Below are 24,821 nucleotides of genomic sequence, written 5' to 3' on the forward strand. Positions count from 1 at the left end.
CCCGAAAGGGGAAATTATTTTTTCTTGTATCTTTTGTTGAATTTCTCAACTCTACCGGCAGTATCCACAAATAGTTTCTTACCAGTGTAGAATGGGTGTGAGGCAGAACTAACTTCAATCTTTACGACTGGGTACTCATTGCCATCTTCCCATTTGATTGTTTCATCAGAGCCCATAGTAGACTTGGTGATGAATTTAAAATCACTTGAAGTGTCCCAAAAAACTACTTCTTTGTATTCTGGATGAATATCTTTTTTCATGTTTTTATCATTTGTGCGCCATGGTTTTTGCCATAGTGCTTTTCTGTTAAAATTTTCGCCTATTAACGAAAAGGATTGCAAAATTAGCAATAAATATATTACTTACAAAACAGACCCAAAACAAGTTATACGGCCACGATTATCTGAAAATTATTCCATGAGGCACTTGCTTATCCCTCTCTTACTTATTCAGCCATTTAATCCTCCCACATCTGCACAGACCTTGGATACGGCCAAGCTGGATTCGTTCATGGTGTATATGAACAAGCAATACAGTAATACTGAGCTATTCGATCATTATACCGATTCTATCTACCAACTTCTGCAAGGGAGTCCTTACCAAAAACAAAAGGCAGCTGCGGCCAAATTTAGAGGTATGTCGTTTTATGCACGCACCTTGTACGACAGTAGTTTGGCCTACTTCCAGGAGGGGCTTCAACTCAATCGTCAAATGAGGGATTCGCTCGAAGCTGCCAAATGCTTGATTAACATCGCAGGCGCTTATTCGAGCTTGTACCAATTTGAAGACGGCATAACCTATGCGCTAGAAGCACGAAGTATTTTTGAACTCATTCAAGATGACAAGGGCATCAATCATGTCAATAATCTGCTTGGTTCTTTTCACTATTATAAAAAAGAATACAAAGAAGCTTTACAATATTTCAAAACCAACTACACCAACAATACACTCAGAGGAGACACCGCAGAAATAGTGGTAGCACTCAATAACATGGGTGCCACCTATGAGATATTGGAGCAACCCGACTCTACCATATATTGCGCCAAGCAAGTGCTGAATCTAGGAGAAACCTTTAAACTAATAAACCCTGGCTATACTTATCAAACGCTGGGACTGGCCTATTACAAAAATGAAAACTTTCATGAAGCCATTGAGCATTTTGAACGAGCCAAATCACTATACGAAGAAAAGGACAAAACCTTCCTTGTAGCAGATATTTACTACTATCTGGCACGTAGCTATCAAGCCACTGCCCAATGGACAAAAGCCAAGCCCCTTTTGCAAAAAAGTATTGCTCATGCACAGCAAACTAATAATTTAAACGCCGAAAAGGAAGCACTCAAAGTGTTGTCCGAAATCCAGCACCAAACGGGACAGTCGGGATTGGCCTATGAAAACCTGGAGCGATATCTCGTGCTCAACGACTCGGTACTCAACGAGGCCAATCAGCGCAACATCACCGAAATGCGAACCAAGTACGAAACAGAATCTAAGGATCGGCAGCTCAAGCTCCAAGACTTGGAAATTCGTGAGCAAACGGCAGTATTACAAAACAGAAAATTGACCATTGGGGTGATGACCATTGGGCTAACGCTTTTGGTGCTGGGTGGCTATATGTTAATCTACAAACAAAGGAAAAACCAACAGATACAGCTGCAGGAGCAAGCGCTTACCTTTAGCGAGGAAAAACTGCATTCAGTCATCCACTCTCAAGAGCAAGAGCGAAAAAGGTTTGCCAAAGACCTCCACGATGGATTCGGACAGGTGATATCGATTTTAAAAATGAATGTGGCTAAAATCAACAGCTCGGAACTAGAAAAAAGAAACGAGGTCTATGAGCAAACCAAATCTATGCTCGACGAGATGTACGACGAACTTCGGGGCATTTGTTTCGATCTGATGCCTCAAACACTGGTAGAGCAAGGCCTAATATCAGCCATCAGAGAATTTGCTAGCAGACTCAATATCGCCGGAAAAATAACGGTCGATGTGCATGAGTTTGGGATGGAGGACAGACTAGAAGAATTGCAAGAAACCGCCCTCTACAGAATCGTGCAAGAATGGACCAACAACATTATGAAGTATGGATCGGCAGACCGCATTACGATACAACTCACCAAAGACCAAACCGAACTTACCCTGACCATAGAAGACAACGGCCAGGGATTTGACACCTCCGAATTAACAAATAGCAAAGGCAATGGATGGCGAAATATGCAATCTAGGGCCAGGCTGATCGAAGGAGAAATAGAAATCGATTCGAGGCCTGAAATGCAGGGAACCACCCTGTTTATGAATGTACCCATATTGGCCAATGTGCCTGTTCCTCAGGGCTAGCACGGAGACATATTTACTGATATACCGGCATGGATTGAGAAGTAGGCGACCTTTAGTTTTACAAAATGAGGTTTTCGTCTTATTTTAAGTCCACTATTCAAAAAACAAAATACAAAATGAGAGTATTTTTAGTGGACGACCATCAAATGATGCTAGACGGCGTCGCCAACCTGGTTCGCGAAAAAGAGGATTGTGAGCTGGTTGGCAGTGCTGTGACTATGCAAGAAGCTTTAGATCAAATATTGGCTATAGAGGTCGATCTGCTCATTTCTGATTATAACTTGCCTGATGGAGATGGACTGACACTCTTGCATCGACTAAAAAAGGTAAAACCCGACATGAAAGTCATTATGCTGAGTATGCATGACGAAGCACACCTGGTCAAAGAAATACTCAAAGAAGGCGTAGATGGCTATGTGCTGAAAAGAGATTCTCATACAGACTTGACACAAGCCATATCAGCCGTGGCGCAAGGCAAAAAATACATGAGCGACGAAATCAACCAAATGCTGATCAATCATTTGCATCAGCCAGATGATATCAAATTGCTCACGGATAGGGAAAGGGAGGTGCTGAAACTAATCGCCCAGGAATACTCCAACAAAATGATAGCCGAGGCCTTATTTATCAGCGAGCGCACCGTGGAAACCCATCGAAAAAATATTTTCAGAAAGACACAAACCTCCTCACTTGTAGGCTTGATCAAGTTTGCCTATGCCAACAATTTGATTTAGAAAACAAATCTTATACGTGCCAGTACGGATAACAATTCACGAGTAGATCGGTATTTACATCGATCACGCCCAATGCTAGCTTTGAATCATCAATCAAGGTTAGTACTACTATGCACAAACATATCTTTAGTTTAATACTCGGGCTTGCATTTTTGACTACTACTCATGCACAACAGGTCAAGTTCCCCATCAAACCCGTTCTCAAGGATGCGCCTAAGAAAGTCCTCATCACCAAGACTTATGATGCGCAGCCAGACAGCTACAATGACGTAGACAAATTCCAGAAGAAAACAGAATGGACTTTCAAAGACAAGTACAACTATACTTGCTCTGAAACTTATGATAAGAACTACATCTCTGGACCAGCTTACAACCAGTTCAAAAGATCTTCCTATTATACCCAGTCTATGATGTATGCATCTGGTTCTTTGACCAACTACTACCTCGAGTATCAATCTGCCATTAAAGAGGCCGATGATCAGGAATCAACAGATTCGAAGACATTCATAGAAATCAAACAGTCATCCAATGGATACAATTATATCCGTCAGGTTGGGCTGCCAGATCCATACTATGACGAAGGCACCGATATGCCCATGTTCGCAGAGGTCAATGAAGACATTAACATGGAAGCCAAATTCTTCAACATGTCTCAAGATTTCATCGATCCACTGGATTTTGTATACGCTGCACAGCCTAATGGTCGTCCAATACAAATCATGGGCACTGCGATCCCTGAAAAACCAGGGATGTATTATCAAAAGGTTTTTGATGTGACCAAATATTTGGTGGTCGAAAAATCAGCTGGCGGAAGTAGCGATTTGCCTGATGATTGGTGGAATTCGTACTACGGTTCGCAAAGTGAATATTGGGATGATTTGGATTTCAACCCTGACCGTCTTGCGAAAAACAAAAAGGACTATCTATCAAAAAACGCAGCCTCCTTTATTGTCAAAAAGGCCTTGGCTTTCGCCAGAAAAGGAAACTACCTCGCCTGGCAAGTTGCCCCGCAAAATGTGCCTGTCACGGGCTCTATGAGTGATCCATTCAATGATATTTCTACAGTTGGCATCACCTATGTCTGGAACAAGAGTATTTCGGCTCATATCGTGATCAATGACTACTCCATCGCACTGATTGACCCTGCTAGTGGCAAGGAACTATACGCCACGGATGTGGACAACAAAACTGGTCTAATAAACAGATCATTGACAGACGGCCTGTTGGATCACTTGATAGCTAACGAAAACACCATCATCCAGCACATAGAACAAGCCAAAAAACGTCAGACCGTCACCAAGACCGATGACCATGGCAACTGGGTAGAAGCCGTCTTGACAGAAGAAGGTGGCCAGCCGGTTCAGATCAAAAGAACAATTACATACTAAATATTGAAAGGCTTAAACAGGCCAAAAACATAAATCAAGAAACCATGAAAAAACTATTTTATTTGATAATAGTCATAGGCTTATCCCACATGACATGGGCACAAAGCGGAATCGAAAAACACAGCCAATGGCTGGCCATGTCTGCATCCGAAAGAGAGCAAAACATCAACCTGGTGCAAGAAGCCATCGATGAAGTGAAGAACGACGCGAACATAAGCGATCTCAAAAAAGGGGAGATCTATACAGATCTGGCCGTGTACACCTATCAAAACAAAAGCCAAGAGGAAGGTTTGGCTATAGCTAAAAAAGCAACTGATTTGGGCTATGCGAGATTTTACTCCATCATGGCAGGGCAGGCTTCCTCTACTGAGGAAAGGAAAAACTGGTTCGAAAAAGGGCTGCCTTTAGCGCAAGCAGATCCATTTTATCACTACATCTACGCACAGTTTTTGCTCAATGAAGCCGACGACGCACGAGGCTCACTCGCTCAAATGCAGCAAGGATTTGATCAGTTGACCAAAAGATTTACGATCGACTGGGAGAACCTTACCATCAGCAACACACCGTTTGAATCCTCCTTTGAGGAAATGACACAGCAAAACGTGAAAGTCGCCACTTTGGCATTCCTGATCCAAATGTTGGATGCAGTAAATGAAGGCAATAAGTACGACCAAATCCTCGAAAGGCTAGTGGCTCACTGCTTTGAGAGTCGTATGGACGAAGCACAACTATACAAAGTGTGCATTACCACATTTTTGAAAGTAAGCACCATGGACAAGCTCGAACGCCATGTGAACAGGTACTTGGGAAGAATGGCTGCTCAAAACAGAAGCGACGAGGCGCTCGTTAGGCGTACGCTGCTGTGGTATTATTTCGACCAATCACAATACAACATGCTCGAAGATCTGGCTCGCGAAGCCATCAATGCCAATGCAGATTTACCAGAAGGCGTTTTGACCTACAGAGACATGAAATATCACGCAGAATACTACTGGTTTGCTGGCGTGGCGCTCTATGCAGCTGAACGGCCTGAAAGTGAGTATTTAGAAAAATTCAAAACAGCCTACCAGCTGGCCAAAGAATATGGCAATTCAGATTGTGTAGATTTGGTAAAACAGGTAGTCCCTGATATCGAAAGTAGAATCTAGACTTATGTCAGGCCAAAAGGCACACCTACAAATCACCTATCCAACGCTGAACAAAATAGAAAGAAGTAAAATCAAACTGGGGCTATATGTGGTCCCAGTTTTTGCTATTTTGATCGCCGGACTCATCGCTTTCATGGCTAGTCTATCCAATGGCAGTGTATGGTTCATCGTCCTCTTAGTGCTGGGTTTCGAAGGCTACATGGTCTATCTGATCAGATGCATTCGAAGGGACCTGAAGGACAATGAGAAAAAAGTGACCTCCGCCCTGCTCACAGACAAGAAAATCATCCGACGCTACAAAAGCTACGATACCTACATCTGGTACTTTGGCAAAAAACGCAGACACGTATGGCAGCATCAGTATTACGTGGCTCGAAAAGGAGATCAAGTAGAAATTCATGAAGCCAAGCGTGTTCCCAATATGGTTTTTGAAATCAAGGTAACTAAAGCCGAAGCCCCGAGCGATCCATTTTTTGATTACTAAGTGAATTGTAGTTTTTTTAGCTTTCAAGCTAGCAGGGCTCACGTTACAAATTAGTAATTAACTTCTCTAAAAGAAATGGTGCCATTATCTAATAGAACAGCACTAGAACATCTACTATCGCTCGAAACATGTATGTTTAAGCTGGTGCTAATGAATTATAACTCGGGAGCTTAGTTGAATGGTTGGTGGCAAATCAAATTTAATATCCCAATCAGAAGGTCGTACTGTCATCAACCGAATAAACAGAAATCAGCGCGGCTGATCGTTCAATTATTTCCCATTCAATACAAATGGTGCCCAAATGACTGGAAGGGCAAACTGTGCTCCCGCCTGACCTGAGAGCATGTAGCGTTTGGCATTGTTGAGTGCATCTTCTACCGACTGTCCCTGGTCTAGGTTCTGATACAGCTCTGTCATCAGCAGCATGGTACCGGCATCGCTCACTGGCCAAAGACTTAGTAGTGAATTGTTGGCACCAGCCGTTAGTAGGGCAGCGTTGAGGCCATTCACTCCTTCACCATTGTACACTTTGCCGAGCGCGGTTTCGCAGGCACTTAGCACTACTAGGTCAGCTTTGATGTCCAGTTGGGCCAACTCATGAGCCAATAGATAAGTATCTTCGTTGCCATCGCCACCAGTAGGCTGAGTCATCATCACACCAGAAACATCGGGCACCAAATCCAGTGCAAAACCATGCGTAGCAATATGCAGCCACTTATATCGTGCCAATTCGCCCTGCTTGTCCAGCGCTTTGATGTTGGATTCTCTCATCTGCTGATCGATCAATAGGCGAGCATTTGGTACTATCGCCTTCAGGTTATTTACTTCCTCCAGTGTGCCTGGTAGATAATTAGCCCCCCCAAACCCCAAAGCCGAGAGTTCAGTCTTGAGGTTGTTTCCATATTGGATTTTAGTCTTAATGTCTTTTTTCAAATCCAAGATCATCTCCATGCTTCGGGCACCTCCTCCGCCACCACCTGGCGATTGATAAGTAGCACCCCCCATAGCCAACAAATCTTTTCTATCGAGCGGATAATGCCGCTGATTGATCATACCCCAAACCGTGGCAGAAGGCACATAGCGCACATCAAATCGCTGAAGCAGATACTGATTTTGATCATTCAAGAATGCTTCAAAGGGCAAATAGTTGAGTACGCCTTCGCCGCTAATAATTAGTGTTTTCTTATCAGCAATCAAATCTTCTACAGGCTCGATCAGAAACTGATACCACATCTTTAGAAACTGATTTCTCAGATCAGTATGCGCATCGCTATAAGACTGTAAAAGTCTTCTTGAGTAAGAGGTAAACGTATCAAAGTCTTTGGCCGTAAAGGCCGCCTCCTTATGTTTTATTTTCTTGATCTGGCCATCCACTATTTCTTCGTCCCAGGCCAAAGTCTTCCCGTTGATTTGCGAAGGCACTTTGTTGATTCTATTGATGAATTCTTTTTGGGTTACAAGCCATTGCTGTATAGGAAAGTTGTAACGCAGCTGGGCCTGATCCTTGGTGACCACGGTCACCACCATCTCGCCGGGCGAGAGTAGCGAATAGTAGAGCAGCACTTCGTCCGACTGAAGCAGCTTTTTGGTTTCGCTTAGGGTAATCTGTTGAGAATAATGGCTGAATTTTTCTCGAAGAATCCGGCTCCTATTCATGTCCTGTGCCTCAAAAACGCCCCCCACGTCATTAAGCCCCTGATAGCTCATGATCAATCCGGTATAGCTACTCGAATGCTCAGACATCATAATGAGCTGTTGCTGCTCGGTCAAGTCGAGTCTGTGCTTTTCGGTCAGATCCACGGCTTTCGAAAACATTTCGGCGGCACTGGTATATACCTTGGCGTTCAGATACATGTAGCCCAGATTGTTGGCCACGAGCTGAGCGCCTAGTACATCACCGTTGTCGATTTTCTGCTGATAACTATTGCGTAGTACGCGGGCGGCCTCTTGTGTGTTGCCTTTCTTCCACAGCGCTACGGCATAGTTGTCCATGATCTCGCTCAGGAGTACCTGATCATTTAGCGCTTTGGTGAGCGCATAGGCACGTTCGAGATATTGGATACCGAGGGCCGGCTCGTCGCTATACATCAGCTTGCCTCCCGCACGCGCCAGTCCTTGTGCCAGCCAGAAGTCTGATTGGAGTCGTTCGGCTTCGTCCACGAGTGCCATCAATGCCGCCTGTGCTTCCTGCTCCTGGCCCAGCCTAGACGCCGCAGCCGCTTTAGAATTATACAACGCGCACCTTACAAACAAGGGGCTCTCGAATCCCTCCAAGCGTTTGATCCCATCTACAGACTCGAGATATGCTTTTTCAAATGAGAAACTTTCATGCCACTGAGCAGATATAGTCTGACGAGCCTTGGCCTGAAAAAAAGACATGGATTCGCTTCCGCTGTCGCTTAGAAATTGGTTGAAAAACTTAACCGCCTTTTGCTGATGACCCAGTTGAAAAGCCATTTGCCCTTTAAAAAATGTTAAAAATGGTTTGATCTGATCATTGCGAGGTGACAGCGATTGAAAATAGGCCAATACCTCTTGTTCATCCGTACACGTGCTGTTTTGTGCCCAGGCCTGTTGACACAGCATCATTTGTTGCATCCAGTAAGGAGAATCGGGATATTGGGCATCTATGGTGCTGGCCGCTTGGCGTAGTGGCGCAAAATCCATAGACCAAAACTGCGCCAGATAGGTAATGTCTTTCTGCACATCGTTGATCAGGCCTGGGGAAGTTTTCACTTGAAAGGCAAAGTGTAAATATTTTTTGGCCTGAGTCATGTCCTGATCCAAAAAAGCCAAATATGCCTGCGTGGCATAATTGGCTTGATCTACGGGCGACAAGGCCAAGGCCTCGGCCGCCAATTGGCGAGCAGTCGCCTGATCCTTTTGACCTAACTTCCCGAGCGCCTTAAACAGATATCCTGCATAATTTTCGGGCTGTTGTAAAATCAGCTGGTTGGCATTTTTGACTACGCCAGATGGATCGTGGGATTCGTAAGCCTGGACAGTGGCCTGAAAAGACTGCATAAAATCCTGAGCCGCCAAACGGTCTCCCAGCGCACAAATCGAAATAATTACCAGAATTTTTTTCATCACTTTATTATTCATCACAGTTGCCTTGTACTTGCCAAGATTCTACTTGATTGGTGGCTACCGTCGTGTTTTTACAATCAAAGAAATAGGAGGTGCCATCAGTGCTCAGCTTGAATATTCCTTTCACCGACACGCTGCCGTTATCTTTTTGTGTGTAGGCCACGGAGTTTCTTTCCACTTCCACGCCATATTTGTCAGTGGTAAGCAGGATAAAATCAATCTGCTCCAAATAGGCGCTCCTCACGTCCCTACTCATGAGCAGGAAGGTGTATTTTTCTTTCCCTTTGGCGACCAAACCAATAGCCGCATAGCTACTGCCTCCCATAGGGAAATATCTTCTGGTCATTTTCAAATTGGACACATTCCTACCCTGCAAAGTGTTATAGTCGAGCACATAGCCATTGGGCATTTGAGAAAAATTGATTTTGAATTCTTCAAAGTCATTCGCAATCAGCTTGCCCACTCTTCTGGCTTCGGCTTGCGAATATTCCTCGATTTTGGCCAGATAATCTTGGGCTTCTGGTATGAGTTTTTCGTAGCGTGTACCAGAGGCCATGGAGATAAATTTTTCGAATCCCTGCGTCATAGCCTCGTGCTGATATTTCCACTCATCGCTGGCCGTGTTGTAGTAATATTTATACCTCGCGGCATTGCCATAAAAATACCAGGCGGGATGAGGATTTTCTCCATATTCAAAAGCGAGGTCGATTTTCTTTCGGGCACTTTTATGATCAAAATTGAACCAATCGTCGTACCCCAAAACGAAAAGTGCATCTGCATTTTTTTTGTTTCTGCCATAGGCAATTTCGGCTTCGTCAAGGGCCGAATAATACTGCTCCTGATCGAAGTACGCCATGGCCAGTTTCCCTGAAATCAACGAATGCCTATCAGCTATTTGATTTCCTTCTTTTAAGATACTCAATGCCTTCTGATCATAAACCTTCAACCCCTGCTTCTTCATGTACGCATCTATATATGCTTCTTCAGCCCAAGCCAAATCAACGTCACCCACCTGATCATTAGTGTTTTCTCCTGACAGCATCAATTCTTGGAAGCGAACATAACTTGACAGTTCTTTGTCCAAATTTCCTTTTCTCAGTTCATATCTTCCTTGTAAATAATAAAGGTGAGCATTTTGAGGCTCAGCGCTCAGGAACTGATCCAGTAGCATCTTCGCCCTGGGCAGGTCCTTTTGTTTGTACATCGCCAGATAGATCAGATAGTATTTGGGCCAGTAATAGTCAGGCGTGATTTGTAGTGTCTTTTCGAAATCTTGTTGTGCCGCCTTGGTCAATTTTTCATTATTGGCTATCCTGTAGGTTCTTCTTCCGCGTTTGTGATAGGCCTTAGCTTGCGCTTCGGGATCCTTCTTGGCGTACTTTATGGCTTTAGTAAGGTATTCAATGGCTTTTTCATTGCCAGATTGATTATTGGGTAGTTCATTTGCTTTGGCTAAGCAGTCCTCCAAGCCTTTGCAGTTTTGTGCTTGAGCTGGTAGCAGACTTACGACGCCAATGATTGCCAACAAATAAAATCCTTGTTTCATAACCGATACTTTTGTTTACACAAAACTGCCCATCAAAAGGAAGAACTGAAATACCTACTCAAAGGTGTATCTATGTCCGTAGTACCACGGATAGCACAATACACCTTACTCATCGAAAATCTGATCGCGATTAGTCAAATATTTCTAATATTGCGAGACACAAATACGTGCGATGAATAAATTTATATTGCTTTTAGCGCTGATAGTCTCAGCTACCCATAGCTCTGCCCAGAGCATATATGCGCCTTTGAATGCCGACTACTATCATCTGATAGACCGCACGGATGTACTCAACAAAGCTTTTAGCGAAAGTGTACACACCAGCTATAAGCCATATCGAGCTATAGATGTTGTCGCTACTATAGACTCTTCCAACTTTTTGACATCAAAGCAAGATCAATTCAACGCCCAGTTCATCAAAACAGATCACTGGGAATATTGGGGAGAAGATTCAGCGCAGAGCAAAAAACCATTCTTAAAGAAAATCTATAGATCAAAAGCTGACTTTCTGCATGTCAACACCAAAGATTTTAAACTAAGAGTAAACCCTATATTGTATTTAAGTGCCGGTAGAGACACAAATAGTAAGTCAACACCTTATATGAACACACGTGGTGCGCAGATCAGAGGGTCGATAGATGACAAGGTCGGTTTTTATTCAACAATCGAAGAGACACAAGCAGTATTCCCAAAGTATGTGCAAGATTATACCGCTGACAGGGGTGTAGTCCCTAATGAAGCTTTTTGGAAAAAATACAAAGAAAATGGAGTGGATTTCTTCACGGCTCGTGGTTATTTCACTTTCAACGCAACAAAGCATATCGGATTCCAATTTGGGTTTGATAAAAATTTCGTGGGAAATGGTTATCGTTCGTTACTACTGTCTGACTTTAGTGCACCTAGCACTTTCCTAAAAATTCAAACAAAAGTATGGCGGATACAATACACTAACTTGTTCACTGAAATGGTAGCGGATGCCCCATTCAGTTCTTTTGGCTCAAATGGAACCAAACAGTTTCCTAAGAAGTTTTTGACTTCTCATCATCTGAGTATCAACATCACTGATAATTTCAACGTGGGCATTTTCGAAGCCATCATATTTAATAGAGGAGATAGTACAGGCTCGGCATTTGAGTGGAACTATTTAAATCCTATTATTTTCTACCGATCCATTGAGCAATTTACTGGAAGCCCAGACAACGCATTGTTTGGTATGGACTGGAAATGGAATATCGCAAAAGGTGTACAATTCTATGGCCAAGGTCTATTGGATGAAATGGTGATCAGTGAGTTGAAAGCTGGCAATAGCTGGTGGGGAAACAAATTTTCTGTACAACTTGGAAGCAAATACTATAATGCTTTTGGAGTTAACAATCTGGATCTCCAATTAGAATATAATGTTTCCAGACCTTTCACTTATTCTCATGAATCCATTTTCACCAATTACGCGCATTATCGACAACCTCTAGCACATCCTTTAGGGGCAAATTTCAATGAAATAGTTTTCATTGGTCGATATCAACCGATACCAAAACTATTCCTGAGTGGTAAATTCATTTGGAGTCAATACGGTACAGATCCAGCAAATGAAAACTATGGAGGAGATGTATTGAAAGATTATAATACAAGGACACTAGAATACGGAAATGAGATTGGTCAAGGTGTTTCAAATGATCAGCTCTACATCGACCTTACGGCGAGCTATATGCTCAAGCACAACCTATTTATAGATGTCAAACACATATATAGAAACCGAGACAGTGCGGACCCACTGTTATCTTCCACCACCAACTTCAGCTCTATTGCCATCCGGCTTAATGTCGCTGCAAGAGATCATAGTTTTTGATATTTTAAGCCTTTTCTTCTTGAAGAGCGCTTTTTACAATATTGGCTAAGTGATCAGGACTCATGATAGGCTTAGTTACAAATTTAGTAGCACCAGCTTTGAGCAACTCTCTTTCATGTTCGTAATGTGAAGAAACCATAATAATAATTGGTTTATGCTCTAACGCGTCGATTGTTGTAAATCCACTTATCTCCGGCATATCGACATCCAAAAATAAGATGTCTGGTTTCAATTTATCTATAGCCATGACTCCCTCTATAGGATTGCTGTAAGCTCCTATAAATTCAAGAAAGTCTAGACGCTTGATATATTGTTCAAGAATTTCATTGAACATTTTATCATCATCTATGCAAACGCAGCTATATTTCATTTTTGCCATTTTGATTTGTCAGATAAAGTTAATCCCAATTAAGGAAACATGTAAACCGAGAATTGATCTTAATAGAAAATAACAATGATTCTTATTGTCTGATAAAATGATCAATTTTGCCCAAAGCCAAAAAATTGATGAAGGTATATCTAGACAATTCTGCCACCACACCTATGGACCCCGAAGTTTTCGAAGCGATGAAGCCCTACTTCATGGAAAACTTTGGCAATCCATCTTCTATTCACTCTCATGGAAGACAGGCTCGTTCTACTATTGAGAAATGCAGGAAGCAGATTGCTGACTTGCTCAACACTTCACCAGCTGAGATATTCTTTACTTCTGGTGGAACTGAGGCAGATAATACCGCCATTTGCAGTTCAATAGAAAGTCTCGGTGTAAAAAAGGCGATTACTTCTAAATTGGAGCACCATGCGGTACTACATACCTTAGAATATTTGGCCAAAGAAAAGGGGGTTGACTTAAAATTTGTAGACATAGATGCGGAAGGTCGAATTGATATGAATCATTTGGAGTCCTTGCTACAAAATACGCCTTCCTTTGTCAGCCTTATGCACGCCAATAATGAAATTGGAAACTTGAACGACATCAAAGTCATAGGCGAAATGGTAAAAGTCAACAATGGCTACTTTCATTCGGATACTGTGCAGGCCATGGGCAAGTACGTACATGATCTGAGCGAAATCAAAGCAGATTTTATCGTTGGGGCAGCTCACAAAATCTATGGCCCCAAGGGCTGTGGTTTTCTTTATATCAATCACGAAACCAAGATAGAGCCCTTCATTCATGGCGGAGCTCAAGAACGAAATATGCGTGGGGGTACAGAAAACGTGGCTGGTATTGTTGGGCTCGCCAAATCCCTGGAGATCTCTTATCGAGACATGGATGCCAATCGAAAGCACATTTCTTCTTTGAAAGAAAGGATGATAACCAGTATTAAGGATAAAATATCTGGAGCTAGCTTCAATGGTCAATCCGGTAGCATGGACGAAAGTCTATATTCTGTCATCAATGTGGGCCTTCCTGCCACTGATGAAAACGATATGCTGCTATTCAACCTGGATATCAAAGGCGTATCTGCCAGCGGAGGCAGTGCGTGTGCCAGTGGATCGAACATAGGTTCACACGTGTTGACTGCACTCGGTGTAGACCCAGATCGAGGAGCGATCCGGTTTTCTTTCTCCAAATACACCAAGCCTGAAGAAGTGGATTATGCCGTGGATGCGCTAGCTGATTTGATGAACTAGTTTTTAGCTAAATCACACACACAGTCCACCCAGATAGGATGAACGTTCAGGCTTTCTACTAAGTCCCAGCGTTCGCCACCCAGTTCAATAAATTCTTCCTTGTAGGTTTCACCTACCTCGAGCGTTGTTTCCAAACAATCAGCAACAAAGGCAGGAGAAAAGGCAAGCACCTTTTTAATTCCTTTGTTCGCTAATTCTTTTAATGTGTCTTCTGTATAAGGCTGAATCCATGGATCCTTGCCCAAGCGAGACTGAAAAGTCGTGGACACTTTGTCTTCAGGAAGATTTAGTTCTTTCATGAGCAGACGCGTGGTTTCAAAGCACTGTGCACGATAGCAATAGTGATTTTTTACATCACACGTGTTGCAACAGTCGCCTAGCTCACAGGCATCAATCTTTGCTTTATAAATTTGCCTTTCAGGCAAACCATGATAGCTAAATAGAAAATGGTCATAATCATGGTCCTTCATCCAAACCTTAGCATTTTCAACAAATGTCTGGATAAGTTTTGGGTGATTGTAAAAAGGCCCTTCAAAATCAATCTTTGGAATCACTTGGTCTCCTTTGATGATATCCATCACTTTTTCAATCACAGACCCGCTGGTAGCAGAAGCATATTGTGGGAATAAAGGAATGACTTTAATCTCGGTTACACCTTTGGCTTGTAAGTTTCTCAGCCCATTTTCAATGGATGGACTTTGATATCTCATCCCAAGCTCTACTTCATAGTCGTTGCCTAGTTTCTTTTGAACTTCGGTAGTTAAGTCTTCACTATAAAACTTCAAAGGAGATCCTCTGTCCTCCCACAGTTTTTGATATTCTTTGGCAGACTTAGGGCCTCGAAAAGTTGTGATAATCAGATTTACCAAGAGCCATCGTGAGACAAATGGAATGTCGATGACTCGACCGTCCATCAAGAATTCCCTCAAATATTTTCTAACATCTTTTACAGAAGGGCTGTCTGGTGTACCCAGGTTGACAAGAAGAATTCCTTTTTTCGCCATGTTCATTTTTTGATTGACGCAAAGAAAGAGGAGAATGCCGATACAGCCAAATAATAAAAAAAGCTCCAGATGGAGAACATCTGGAGCCAGCAGCATTTTGAGAAAAATTAATTATTATGTACTGGCTAAAGTAGTAGGAGGCGATTTTCAAATCTTGCCAGATGTTTTAAACATCCTGCCAAAAGCTGCCTATTTAATATAATTTGAAGAAAAGACTACTCTGAAGGTTTGTAAACTGAAGAAACAATTGACTTATATTGGTCCAATCTGTTTTTCAATTTTTCTTCACTTTTGTCTGTGTCTAAATGAAGCTTTTCGCCATTGTCCAATCTGATGTAGGCCTTGAACAATTTGTTTTTTAGATCAAACTTCGCTCCCGTTCGAGTGGTTGCTTGCGCTTGTTCTGTTACTTGATTGATGTAAAACTTATCAATGAAATTGAACGATGCAGGCTTTCCAAATTCCAAGCCCAATAGCAGTGTATATACAGTGTAAGTTTTGTTGTTTGGATCTACCCTCAATGCATAGCGAGCAAAAATCATAGATGCGCCAAGTAGAATGACCAAAAGAGTTATAACAACTCTTAATGCTGAAATGGAAGGCGCATTTACCAAAGAAGCGATGGAGCCGAAAATTAAGATAACTCCAAATATCTTGAAATTCTGAGGGAAGTATGATTCTTGTTTAACGTCGAGAATTTGCATAAGTAAGTTTATAACAAAAAAGGCAGTCTTTTTTCAAAAACTGCCTTTTACTTGCTCCTCTTGTTGGACTCGAACCAACGACCCTCTGATTAACAGTCAGATGCTCTAACCAACTGAGCTAAAGAGGAATATTTATGTTTTAATTAACCGCTTTTGGCTAACTCCCTGATTTTGGGACTGCAATATTAGTGGCTTCTTTTTAATTCTACAATACAAGTATTCAAAAAAGTTTTAACAATTATTTTCTCGCTGCAAAGAACTCTCCCGTTTCAAGAGACATGCCAGCTCTTTTTGATCAAAGCAGACAATTTGTCTGAATTATTTTCATTAAAATGAATTATTCAGCCATATTGGCATTAAAATGAAAAGAAAAAGCTGATGGCATACAAATAGCAATAAGGCTTCATGAATTTATTGTTCAACAAAAAATTAAAATAAAATGTCATTGATTAAGTATAACCCAAGAACCCTAAGAACATTCACTACAAACAATTTGTTTGATGACTTGTTCAACGATCGTTTTTTCAACAACGATGTAACTGTCGGAAAATCATTTACCCCTCAGGTAGATATTTCTGAAACAGAAAAAGCATTTGAATTGAGCTTTGCTATTCCAGGCATCAAGAAGAATGAAGTCAGCATCGACTTAAATGAAGGTCAGTTGATCGTAAGTGGCGAAAGAAAGTTTGAAGAGAAAAAAGAAGAGAAGAACTTCCATTCTGTAGAAACCAGATACGGTTCTTTCAGCAGGTCTTTCCACTTGCCGGACAACATTGATGCAAACAAAGTCGAAGCAAAATATGAAGATGGACTTTTGAATATCACCATCCCTAAGGATGAGCAAAAGATTCAAAAGAAGACCATTGCCATCAAATAGTAGTTAGTAAGTTGAGGTTGGTTTTAACCCCGACTCCCGATGGAAATCGGGACGTCGGGGTTTTTTGTTAAATGTTGTTAACATTTTTATCCATTAAATTTATATACCGTTAATTGGTCAAAAGAAAAGCAAGAAATATGAATAACAGACAGTTTTTTATCAGAATGGTATTCGCCTCTATGCTGGGAGGAGGGATCGCACTTGGCGGCTATCAGTTAGTTAAAGACGAGCCCGTCAAAGTGATTCAGGCAGAGAGCCAGCCCGTAAGGTTCTCCAACTATGACCTGGACTCCTCAGCCATGATAGTTCCCGAAGGACTCAACTTCATTTACGCCGCTAAGGTGGTTACGCCAGGTGTGGTTCATATTAGGAGTACATTTGAAGGGTCTAGCCGATCCGGACAAGGTTCAAATCAGTTTGATGAATATTTCAGACAGTTTTTTGGTGACCCGCATGGTGGTCAGCCACAACAACGCCAATCCATGGGCTCTGGTAGTGGGGTGATCATTAGTCAAGACGGCTACATCGCTACCAACAATCACGTGATAGAAAATGCGAGTGAAATAGAAGTCTTACTAAATGACAACAGAACCTACAAAGCTGAAATTGTGGGAACTGACCCGACCACAGACTTGGCCCTGTTAAAAATAGAGGCATCCGGTCTGCCATTTGTAAAAGTTGGAAACTCTGATCAAGTCCAGATCGGCGAATGGGTATTGGCTGTGGGCAATCCATTTGAGTTTAGATCTACAGTCACGGCAGGTATCATCAGCGCCAAAGGGAGAAACATTAACATTCTTAGAAATAGAAATAATCTTCAAATTGAATCATTTCTACAAACCGATGCCGCGGTGAACCCAGGCAACTCTGGAGGTGCATTGGTGAATTTGAGAGGAGAGTTAGTTGGAATAAACACAGCCATAGCAACTCCTACCGGGACTTATGCCGGTTACTCGTTCGCAGTCCCTGCGAATTTGGTAGACAAGGTTTTAGCTGACTTAAAAGAATTTGGTGTGGTTCAAAGAGCCTTACTCGGAATAAACATAAGAGATGTAAATGCTCAACTGGCCGAAGACGAAGACTTGAATGTACTCGAAGGCGTCTATGTAATCAATGTAAACCCTAACAGTGGTGCAGACGAAGCTGGGATTGAAAATGGTGATGTAATCATCGCTGTACAAGGGGAGAAAGTCACCAAAACTTCAGAATTGCAAGAGAAAGTAGCACTCAACCGACCTGGAGATAAAGTAAAAGTGACCTTAATTAGAAACGGTAAAGAAAAAAACGTAACGGCTACGTTGAAGAACACCTTAGGTACCACAACAACGATCGCCTCATCTAATAACATGACGATCCAGGGAGGAACTTTTGCAGATCTATCCAAGGAAGAAAAAGAAGAACTGAAAGTAGAAGGCGGAGCCAAGCTACTCAAAGTAGAAGAGGGCAAGTTTAGAGAAGTTGGTATCAAAGAAGGCTTTATCGTGACTGCCATAGACAAAAGGCCTATCCTTTCTGTAGAAGATTTGTCTCGTGCACTTTCGAGAGCCAACGGAGGATCCGGACTCTTAATCGAAGGAATGTATGAAGACGGAGAGAAAGCCTATTACGGAATTGGCTGGTAAATAGTCACTCCTCTGATACGATATTAACATAATCCCCGCTCGTTCGGGGATTTTTTATGTATCAATCCTATTAATCAGTAGGATCATCTATTTTTGCGCAAACTCTAATTAACACAGAAATGGCAGACAAATTCGGCATAGAGCAAGCACTAAAAAACCTCGGTATAGAGGAACTAAACATGGGATCAAGCACTGGTTCTAATTGGATCAAATCCAACGGTGCAGTTATAGAATCTTATTCTCCGGCAGACGGAAAATTGATTGGTAAAGTGACTTCCGGAACGGAAGAAACTTATGAAGAAATTATCAAAACAGCTTCTGAAGCTTTCAAATCCTGGAGATTGGTACCAGGTCCAAAAAGAGGTGAAATCGTTCGTCAGGTAGGCGAAGCTTTACGTGAGCATAAAGAAGACCTAGGTAAATTGGTTTCTTACGAAATGGGTAAGTCTTACCAAGAAGGTCTAGGCGAAGTACAAGAGATGATCGACATCTGTGACTTTGCGGTAGGCTTGTCTCGGCAGATGTATGGATTAACCATGCACTCAGAAAGACCAAGTCACAGAATGTACGAACAGTACCATCCATTAGGCATTGTGGGTATCATTTCTGCCTTCAACTTTCCGGTAGCGGTTTGGGCTTGGAATAGTGCCTTGGCTTGGGTATGTGGAGATGTTTGTCTTTGGAAACCAAGTGAAAAAACACCAATCACAGCAATTGCTTGTCAGCACATTACTGATAAAGTGTTCAGAGCAAACGGTGTAGCAGAGGGAGTAAACAACCTCATTATTGGCGACGCTAAAATTGGTCAGTTGATGTCTAATGACAAACGTGTGCCATTGGTATCTGCCACTGGTTCGACTAGAATGGGTAAAGCTGTCGGTGAAGCAGTAGGAGCAAGGTTAGGAAGAGCTTTATTAGAATTAGGCGGCAACAACGCCATCATCATATCTAAACATGCAGATTTGGATATGTCTTTGATTGGCGCTGTTTTTGGTGCGGTAGGTACTTGCGGTCAGCGTTGTACTTCTACCCGTAGACTAATTATCCACGAAGACATCTATGAGGATGTGAAGAAGAAATTGCAAAGCGCCTATGGCCAATTGAAGATTGGAAATCCCTTGGATGAATCCAATCACGTAGGGCCGTTAATCGATACTTTGGCAGTAGATATGTATAGCGAAGCGATCAAGAAAGGAAAAGCTGAAGGCGCCAAAACTGTGGTAGATGGTGAAGTGCTTTCTGGAGATGGCTATGAATCTGGATGCTATGTGAAGCCAGCTATATTCGAAGTAGAGAATCATTTCGAGATTGTGCAGCACGAGACTTTCGCACCAATTTTGTATTTGATCAAATACAGCAACATCGAAGATGCGATTGCTATCCAAAACGATGTGCCTCAGGGCTTGTCTTCTGCAATTATGACGAACAACATGAGAGAGTCAGAAATGTTCTTGTCACATGGCGGATCTGACTGTGGTATCGCCAATGTAAACATTGGAACTTCCGGTGCTGAGATTGGTGGAGCTTTCGGAGGTGAAAAAGAAACTGGCGGTGGGCGTGAGTCTGGGTCAGATGCCTGGAAAGTGTACATGAGACGTCAGACAAATACGATCAACTTTGGTACTGACTTGCCTTTGGCTCAGGGTATCAAGTTTGAGTTTTAATTCCTGATGTGACTAAAAAATGAATGAGGTTGTCTCAATAGCCTAAAATCTCTAAGAGCTGTCAGGCTTCGAGAACCGCAGCCTGACAGTTCGTTGGGCTCTTGAGACACCCTCATTTTTTTGTCCTTGTTCGTTTTCATTTTTCTTATCTTTAGAAAATGAAAACATTAACCTACATCTTATCTCTCGGTGTCCTTTTGGCATGCGAGCCAACAAATCAAAACTCCCAACCTGAAGTAGTACCTCAGTACACCCTGCCCTCTACTCACAAGCACAATAAATGGAGTAGAACCATTGCTCCGGTGCTGTCTGTACCTAGCGGAGCCATCGTGGAAGCATTTACCGAAGAAGCCACGGATGCCCAATTGAATGTAAATTCCACTCTTGAGGACATGGCCAATGTGTCATTCGACCCTATTCATCCTTTGACCGGACCTATCTATGTGGAAGAAGCCCAACCTGGAGATGTGTTGGCCGTGACCATGCACAAAATAGAAGTGGGCAACTGGGGCTGGTCAGCCATTTTTCCAGGTTTTGGATATCTGGCGGATACTTACACCGAACCCAAGCTCAAAATCTTTGAGATCGATAGTACGGACAAAATCATCCATTTCTCAGACAAGATCAAAATCCCAGCAAGGCCTTTTGCCGGAGTCATGGGTGTAGCCCCAGATACGGATTCTCTTCTATCTACAATTCCTCCTCGAGCCAATGGCGGCAATATGGATGACCCTAATATGGTGGAAGGAACCACTGTTTATTTTCCTGTTTTTGTAGATGGGGCACTGTTTTCTATCGGGGATGCGCATGCGGTTCAGGGCATGGGTGAAGTGTCAGGCACTGCAGTGGAATCTCCCATGCGATTTGTGTTTGAGCTAAAACTGCTCAAAGGTCAAAAGTCTTACCTCAGCGAACCGCAGTATGAAACAGATGATTATTATGCGGTAACCGCCTTTGGCACTACCATCGATGAGGCTACCAAAAAAGCTGTTCAATTTATGATTGAATACTTAGTCAATGAGCATGACCTGACCGAAGAGGACGCTTATATTTTATGTTCTTTAGCAGGGGATCTCAAAATCGCTGAAGTAGTGGATGTGCCTAATATGCTCGTGACTATGCATATCTCTAAAGAGGTATTGGGGGTGAAGTGATCACTCCCTCTTGGAGAAGATTGAAAAGAATTTATAAAAACCTATGAGGTGTATCCAGTAAATCCCCCTAACCCCCTTTTTCTAAGGGGGAATTAGTTTTACCCATTAATCGCCTCTACCTCTTTCACTTCAGGTACCATTCTCTTCAAAAGATTTTCAATACCTGCTTTAAGTGTAAGCGTAGAAGAAGGACAACCACTACAAGCGCCTTGAAGAACCACTTTTACTTTGCCATCTTCGAAAGAGTGGAAATCAATCGCACCACCGTCCTGCTCTACTGCTGGGCGGATGTACTCGTCTAAGATGCCTTTGATGTTTTCGTCTAGATCAGAAACTGGTGCTTTTGGTGCCGCATCTTCTGTTTTAGGTTCGGCATACGGCTGAGACAAGTTCACCGCCAATTTGCCAGACTCTAAATAACCTTTGATGTGTTCTTTGATGCCGTCGCGAACTTCTTCCCATTCCGTAGCTTCGTCTTTCGATACCGTGATAAAGTTACTCATCACAAATACACCTTTCACGAATGGAAAAGTGAATAGCTCTTGTGCCAATTCAGAGTTTGTTGCTCTTTCAGGAGACGGGTAGTCGAAATTGGTACCTTCAGGAACCAACATAAAGTTCACCACAAACTTCAAGGTATTTGGGTTCGGGTTCGATTCGAAATATATATTTACCGGGGTATTTGCTACTGCTTCAGCCATCTTTTTTTCTTCTTATATGAGATTACAAAGATACGAAACACTGTGGTTCTTTGTTTGGTTCAGGGGGCTAGAATATTAATTATGCTTGGGCGCATCTGTGATGCGTTCGTAATCTATTATGGCATTTCAAATGCCAAGGGAAAATCAGCACGCTTTGCAAAAGCACTAGAAGACTACTACTTTGGGAAAAAATGCTTCAAAATCCCAGACAACCCAATAATTATAAAAAATACAGCAACAAAAAATAACCTTGCGTCTGAAGTATCTTGACTGCCATTTTTTGATTTGACATAAATGACTACTCCAATTATTCCTATAAATATTAAAAGGATATCTAAGATCATCTCAATACTTACTCAACTCTCCTTCACTCTTAGCGATCAAAGTTGATACGGTAGCATCACCAGTTACATTCACTACTGTACGGCACATATCCAGGATACGATCTACCGGGAAGATGATCGCCACCCAAGCTGGGTTGAGGCCTACGGATTGTAGCACAATGATCATCATCACTAATCCGGCGCTCGGGGTAGCCGCAGCACCAATAGAAGCCAAAGTGGCGGTTAGTACTATGGTCAATTGCTGAGCGACCGTAAGATCTACCATGTGAAGCTGAGCCAAGAAAACTACCGCCACCGCTTGATACAAACTGGTGCCGTCCATGTTGACGGTAGCACCGACTGGCAGCACGAAGCTGGCGATGTTGTTGGACACGCCCATGTTGTCTTCTACACACTCCATAGTGACAGGCAGCGTGGCTGCACTAGAACTCGTAGAAAAGGCCAGAAACTGTGCCGGGCTGATGTTTTTAAAGAACTCTTTGTAGCTAAGCTTAGGTACAAAGAGTTTCATGATCAAAGGATAGAAAACAAATACCAGGAAGAACAATCCTGCTACTAATGTCAGTGAGTAAGAGCCTAGTCCCAAGAAAATTTCAAACACTTCGGCTGGAGTATCTGCCATCTTTGCGATGACGCCTGCCAGCAAAGCAAAAACAAAGAATGGAGCCGCAGCCATTACCATATTTACCATTTTTAGGAATACTTCATTCATACTTTGAATAAAGTCTACCACGGGTTTCTTTTTATCTTCAGGTACCATTACCAGTGTAATCCCAAAAAATATGGAGAAGAAAATAACCTGAAGCATCAACCCATTATTGGAAATAGAGAAAATAACATTTTCAGGCACCATCTCCACGATAAACATCAATGGGCTAGCTTCTTTTTGCTTTTTGGCCGACTCCATTTTATCAGCCACCTTTTGCTGATCTTCTTCCGACAGTTGATTGGCCTTTTGTGCGTCTGTGATCAGATGCTGATAAGCTGGGTCATTGAGATAGGAATCTCCATCCTGCGGCACCCCCATGTTCTGATCTTGCAGCCAAAGCTCGAATGAGATTCTGTTTTTAATTCGTTGATCTTTTTCTACGAAGTCTCCCGGTTTCACCAGATTCACCAGAAGCAAACCAATTCCAACGGCAGCTACTGTAGTCACCATATAGGCGCCAAGAGTTTTCCCACCGAGACGACCCAGCTTCGACACATCACTCAATCCAGAAACACCACTAATAATAGAAAATAGTACCAAAGGCACCGCAATAAACTTGAGCAATCGAATGAAAATGACACCAAAAGGATCAATCCAGGTAATAGTGAAATCATTCCATCCTAATGCACTGGAAACAAAGGCCCAGATTACACCAAGAATTAGTCCTATAACTATTTTGACGTGTAGGGGTAAACTTTTCATTCTACGAATTAATTGTTGTACTAATTAATTCGCCAAGATACTAAGCTTTTAATACTGTTGATTGGTTGAGTAGATAAAAATCCAAAATAGTCAATGCCGACATAGCCTCCACGATAGGCACCGCTCTTGGTACCACACAGGGATCGTGTCGGCCCTTTCCTGAAACGGTGATCTCATTGCCATCTTGATCTACAGACTCCTGATCTCTCATAATCGTCGCTACTGGTTTGAAAGCGACGTTGAAATAAATGTCTTCACCATTGGAGATGCCACCCTGAATCCCGCCTGAGAGATTGGTTCGGGTTTTTACCCGATCCCCGTCTTTTTCGATGATGTCATTGTGCTCAGAGCCCTTCATTTTGGCCCCTTCAAATCCACTACCGTATTCAAAGCCTTTCACAGCATTGATGCCTAGCATAGCAGCGCCTAATCTAGCATGAAGCTTGTCAAAAACTGGCTCGCCTAATCCAACCGGTGTACCAGTAATGACACCTGTGACGACTCCTCCTACTGTATCTCCATTTTTGCGTACGCCGTCAATGAAGGTGATCATATCTTCAGCAATGGTTTCATCTGGACATCTTACGATGTTGTTTTCTGTTTTTGAAAGATCTAGCTGCAAGTAAGACTTTTCAGTTTTCAAATCGCCTACTTGAGACACATAAGCGAAGACTTCAATCCCTAATTGTCGCAAGGCAAGCTTGGCCAAGGCACCAGCTGCTACCCTAGCGGCTGTTTCGCGAGCAGAACTTCTGCCTCCGCCTCGATAATCTCTAATACCATATTTTTCTTGGTAAGTGAAATCGGCATGTGAAGGTCTATAGGACTTAGCAATATGGGCGTAATCTTTACTCTTTTGATCCGTATTGTGAATGACCATGGCAATAGGAGTGCCGGTGGTTTTTCCTTCGAATATTCCAGATAAAATCTCGAAGCTGTCTGGCTCTTTTCTTTGCGTAGTAATCTTAGACTGACCTGGTTTTCTTCTTTCCAGCTCCGACTGGATAAAGGCTTCATCTACTTCGACTCCTGCCGGACAGCCATCGATAGTTACACCTATCGCTTTGCCATGTGATTCTCCAAATGTGGTGATCTTGAATAAAGATCCGAATGAATTACTCATATTAGATTA

General features: G+C 42.5%; 20 protein-coding genes and 1 tRNA gene. 11 read left to right on the forward strand and 10 right to left on the reverse strand.

Annotation, left to right across the window (positions count from 1 at the left end; genetic code table 11):
• Positions 1-14: 14 nt before the first annotated feature.
• Positions 15-260 (reverse strand): type B 50S ribosomal protein L31, encoded by a 246-nt coding sequence (locus ACOQO5_RS02735; RefSeq protein ID WP_420580144.1) that lies wholly within the window; start codon positions 258-260, stop codon positions 15-17.
• A 157-nt stretch (positions 261-417) separates the two neighbouring features.
• Here ACOQO5_RS02735 and ACOQO5_RS02740 point away from each other — a divergent pair, with 157 nt between their 5' ends.
• The 5 genes from ACOQO5_RS02740 (at position 418) to ACOQO5_RS02760 (ending at position 6,091) form a co-directional block, all read left to right on the forward strand.
• A complete protein-coding gene (locus ACOQO5_RS02740; RefSeq protein ID WP_420580145.1) occupies positions 418-2,337 on the forward strand; it encodes a tetratricopeptide repeat-containing sensor histidine kinase in 1,920 nt (639 codons plus the stop codon).
• A gap of 116 nt (positions 2,338-2,453) precedes the next feature.
• Complete coding sequence (locus ACOQO5_RS02745; RefSeq protein ID WP_420580146.1) at positions 2,454-3,071, forward strand: response regulator; 618 nt, start codon at positions 2,454-2,456, stop codon at positions 3,069-3,071.
• Between the two features lie 110 nt (positions 3,072-3,181).
• Entirely contained in the window at positions 3,182-4,459 is a 1,278-nt protein-coding gene (locus ACOQO5_RS02750; RefSeq protein WP_420580147.1) for a hypothetical protein, read from the forward strand.
• 44 nt (positions 4,460-4,503) lie between these two features.
• The gene (locus tag ACOQO5_RS02755; RefSeq protein ID WP_420580148.1) at positions 4,504-5,607 is read left to right on the forward strand and encodes a hypothetical protein; all 1,104 of its coding nucleotides are present in this window, start codon (positions 4,504-4,506) and stop codon (positions 5,605-5,607) included.
• 4 nt (positions 5,608-5,611) lie between these two features.
• Positions 5,612-6,091 carry a hypothetical protein gene (locus ACOQO5_RS02760; protein WP_420580149.1) on the forward strand — a complete coding sequence of 160 codons (480 nt, stop codon included), beginning with the start codon at positions 5,612-5,614 and terminating at the stop codon, positions 6,089-6,091.
• Positions 6,092-6,361: 270 nt separating this feature from the next.
• On the opposite strand, the gene ACOQO5_RS02765 is transcribed toward ACOQO5_RS02760, so the two are convergent.
• Both ACOQO5_RS02765 and ACOQO5_RS02770 read right to left on the reverse strand, forming a co-directional pair.
• Positions 6,362-9,181 carry a CHAT domain-containing protein gene (locus ACOQO5_RS02765; RefSeq protein WP_420580150.1) on the reverse strand — a complete coding sequence of 940 codons (2,820 nt, stop codon included), beginning with the start codon at positions 9,179-9,181 and terminating at the stop codon, positions 6,362-6,364.
• Positions 9,182-9,188: 7 nt separating this feature from the next.
• Positions 9,189-10,727 carry a tetratricopeptide repeat protein gene (locus ACOQO5_RS02770; RefSeq protein WP_420580151.1) on the reverse strand — a complete coding sequence of 513 codons (1,539 nt, stop codon included), beginning with the start codon at positions 10,725-10,727 and terminating at the stop codon, positions 9,189-9,191.
• A gap of 172 nt (positions 10,728-10,899) precedes the next feature.
• Here ACOQO5_RS02770 and ACOQO5_RS02775 point away from each other — a divergent pair, with 172 nt between their 5' ends.
• Positions 10,900-12,573, forward strand: a complete 1,674-nt coding sequence (locus ACOQO5_RS02775; protein WP_420580152.1) for a hypothetical protein — start codon at positions 10,900-10,902, stop codon at positions 12,571-12,573.
• Positions 12,574-12,577: 4 nt separating this feature from the next.
• Here ACOQO5_RS02775 and ACOQO5_RS02780 read toward each other — a convergent pair whose 3' ends face one another.
• Positions 12,578-12,943, reverse strand: coding sequence for a response regulator (locus ACOQO5_RS02780; protein ID WP_420580153.1), 366 nt, complete (start codon positions 12,941-12,943; stop codon positions 12,578-12,580).
• 137 nt (positions 12,944-13,080) lie between these two features.
• On the opposite strand from ACOQO5_RS02780, the gene ACOQO5_RS02785 reads away from it, so the two are divergent.
• Positions 13,081-14,208: a cysteine desulfurase family protein gene (locus ACOQO5_RS02785; RefSeq protein WP_420580154.1), complete on the forward strand. Its 1,128-nt coding sequence runs from the start codon at positions 13,081-13,083 to the stop codon at positions 14,206-14,208.
• Here the strand turns inward: ACOQO5_RS02785 and hemH are convergent.
• The 3 genes from hemH to ACOQO5_RS02800 form a co-directional block, all read right to left on the reverse strand.
• On the reverse strand, positions 14,205-15,212 hold the full coding sequence (gene hemH, locus ACOQO5_RS02790; protein WP_420580155.1) for a ferrochelatase: 1,008 nt from the start codon (positions 15,210-15,212) through the stop codon (positions 14,205-14,207). The genes ACOQO5_RS02785 and hemH overlap by 4 nt on opposite strands.
• Before the next feature lie 215 nt (positions 15,213-15,427).
• Positions 15,428-15,916: a hypothetical protein gene (locus ACOQO5_RS02795; RefSeq protein WP_420580156.1), complete on the reverse strand. Its 489-nt coding sequence runs from the start codon at positions 15,914-15,916 to the stop codon at positions 15,428-15,430.
• Positions 15,917-15,970: 54 nt separating this feature from the next.
• Positions 15,971-16,044: transfer RNA gene (locus ACOQO5_RS02800), tRNA-Asn, on the reverse strand.
• A 311-nt stretch (positions 16,045-16,355) separates the two neighbouring features.
• Between ACOQO5_RS02800 and ACOQO5_RS02805 the strand changes: the two genes are divergently transcribed.
• The 4 genes from ACOQO5_RS02805 to ACOQO5_RS02820 all read left to right on the forward strand — a co-directional run bounded on the left by ACOQO5_RS02805 (position 16,356) and on the right by ACOQO5_RS02820 (position 21,233).
• On the forward strand, positions 16,356-16,793 hold the full coding sequence (locus ACOQO5_RS02805) for an Hsp20/alpha crystallin family protein (protein ID WP_420580157.1): 438 nt from the start codon (positions 16,356-16,358) through the stop codon (positions 16,791-16,793).
• Between the two features lie 137 nt (positions 16,794-16,930).
• Positions 16,931-18,415, forward strand: a complete 1,485-nt coding sequence (locus tag ACOQO5_RS02810) for a Do family serine endopeptidase (protein ID WP_420580158.1) — start codon at positions 16,931-16,933, stop codon at positions 18,413-18,415.
• Positions 18,416-18,534: 119 nt separating this feature from the next.
• Positions 18,535-20,079, forward strand: coding sequence for an aldehyde dehydrogenase family protein (locus tag ACOQO5_RS02815; RefSeq protein ID WP_420580159.1), 1,545 nt, complete (start codon positions 18,535-18,537; stop codon positions 20,077-20,079).
• Positions 20,080-20,237: 158 nt separating this feature from the next.
• The gene (locus ACOQO5_RS02820) at positions 20,238-21,233 is read left to right on the forward strand and encodes an acetamidase/formamidase family protein (protein ID WP_420580160.1); all 996 of its coding nucleotides are present in this window, start codon (positions 20,238-20,240) and stop codon (positions 21,231-21,233) included.
• A gap of 98 nt (positions 21,234-21,331) precedes the next feature.
• Here the strand turns inward: ACOQO5_RS02820 and ACOQO5_RS02825 are convergent, their stop codons facing one another.
• The 3 genes from ACOQO5_RS02825 to aroC form a co-directional block, all read right to left on the reverse strand.
• A complete protein-coding gene (locus ACOQO5_RS02825) occupies positions 21,332-21,934 on the reverse strand; it encodes a NifU family protein (protein WP_420580161.1) in 603 nt (200 codons plus the stop codon).
• A 345-nt stretch (positions 21,935-22,279) separates the two neighbouring features.
• Positions 22,280-23,689: a dicarboxylate/amino acid:cation symporter gene (locus ACOQO5_RS02830; protein ID WP_420580162.1), complete on the reverse strand. Its 1,410-nt coding sequence runs from the start codon at positions 23,687-23,689 to the stop codon at positions 22,280-22,282.
• Between the two features lie 40 nt (positions 23,690-23,729).
• Positions 23,730-24,812, reverse strand: coding sequence for a chorismate synthase (gene aroC / locus ACOQO5_RS02835; protein WP_420580163.1), 1,083 nt, complete (start codon positions 24,810-24,812; stop codon positions 23,730-23,732).
• Positions 24,813-24,821 lie beyond the last annotated feature (9 nt).

Source organism: Reichenbachiella sp. (assembly GCF_965223055.1).
Taxonomy (GTDB): domain Bacteria; phylum Bacteroidota; class Bacteroidia; order Cytophagales; family Cyclobacteriaceae; genus Reichenbachiella.

Coding starts and splice junctions, on each gene's coding strand:
- ACOQO5_RS02815 (WP_420580159.1), top strand. CDS start 18,535: ATGGCAGACAAATTCGGCATAGAGCAAGCACTAAAAAACCTCGGTATA.
- ACOQO5_RS02735 (WP_420580144.1), bottom strand. CDS start 260: ATGAAAAAAGATATTCATCCAGAATACAAAGAAGTAGTTTTTTGGGAC.
- ACOQO5_RS02810 (WP_420580158.1), top strand. CDS start 16,931: ATGAATAACAGACAGTTTTTTATCAGAATGGTATTCGCCTCTATGCTG.
- ACOQO5_RS02740 (WP_420580145.1), top strand. CDS start 418: ATGAGGCACTTGCTTATCCCTCTCTTACTTATTCAGCCATTTAATCCT.
- ACOQO5_RS02765 (WP_420580150.1), bottom strand. CDS start 9,181: ATGAAAAAAATTCTGGTAATTATTTCGATTTGTGCGCTGGGAGACCGT.
- ACOQO5_RS02795 (WP_420580156.1), bottom strand. CDS start 15,916: ATGCAAATTCTCGACGTTAAACAAGAATCATACTTCCCTCAGAATTTC.
- ACOQO5_RS02770 (WP_420580151.1), bottom strand. CDS start 10,727: ATGAAACAAGGATTTTATTTGTTGGCAATCATTGGCGTCGTAAGTCTG.
- ACOQO5_RS02760 (WP_420580149.1), top strand. CDS start 5,612: ATGTCAGGCCAAAAGGCACACCTACAAATCACCTATCCAACGCTGAAC.
- ACOQO5_RS02745 (WP_420580146.1), top strand. CDS start 2,454: ATGAGAGTATTTTTAGTGGACGACCATCAAATGATGCTAGACGGCGTC.
- ACOQO5_RS02820 (WP_420580160.1), top strand. CDS start 20,238: ATGAAAACATTAACCTACATCTTATCTCTCGGTGTCCTTTTGGCATGC.
- aroC (WP_420580163.1), bottom strand. CDS start 24,812: ATGAGTAATTCATTCGGATCTTTATTCAAGATCACCACATTTGGAGAA.
- ACOQO5_RS02825 (WP_420580161.1), bottom strand. CDS start 21,934: ATGGCTGAAGCAGTAGCAAATACCCCGGTAAATATATATTTCGAATCG.
- hemH (WP_420580155.1), bottom strand. CDS start 15,212: ATGGCGAAAAAAGGAATTCTTCTTGTCAACCTGGGTACACCAGACAGC.
- ACOQO5_RS02750 (WP_420580147.1), top strand. CDS start 3,182: ATGCACAAACATATCTTTAGTTTAATACTCGGGCTTGCATTTTTGACT.
- ACOQO5_RS02805 (WP_420580157.1), top strand. CDS start 16,356: ATGTCATTGATTAAGTATAACCCAAGAACCCTAAGAACATTCACTACA.
- ACOQO5_RS02785 (WP_420580154.1), top strand. CDS start 13,081: ATGAAGGTATATCTAGACAATTCTGCCACCACACCTATGGACCCCGAA.
- ACOQO5_RS02755 (WP_420580148.1), top strand. CDS start 4,504: ATGAAAAAACTATTTTATTTGATAATAGTCATAGGCTTATCCCACATG.
- ACOQO5_RS02830 (WP_420580162.1), bottom strand. CDS start 23,689: ATGAAAAGTTTACCCCTACACGTCAAAATAGTTATAGGACTAATTCTT.
- ACOQO5_RS02775 (WP_420580152.1), top strand. CDS start 10,900: ATGAATAAATTTATATTGCTTTTAGCGCTGATAGTCTCAGCTACCCAT.
- ACOQO5_RS02780 (WP_420580153.1), bottom strand. CDS start 12,943: ATGAAATATAGCTGCGTTTGCATAGATGATGATAAAATGTTCAATGAA.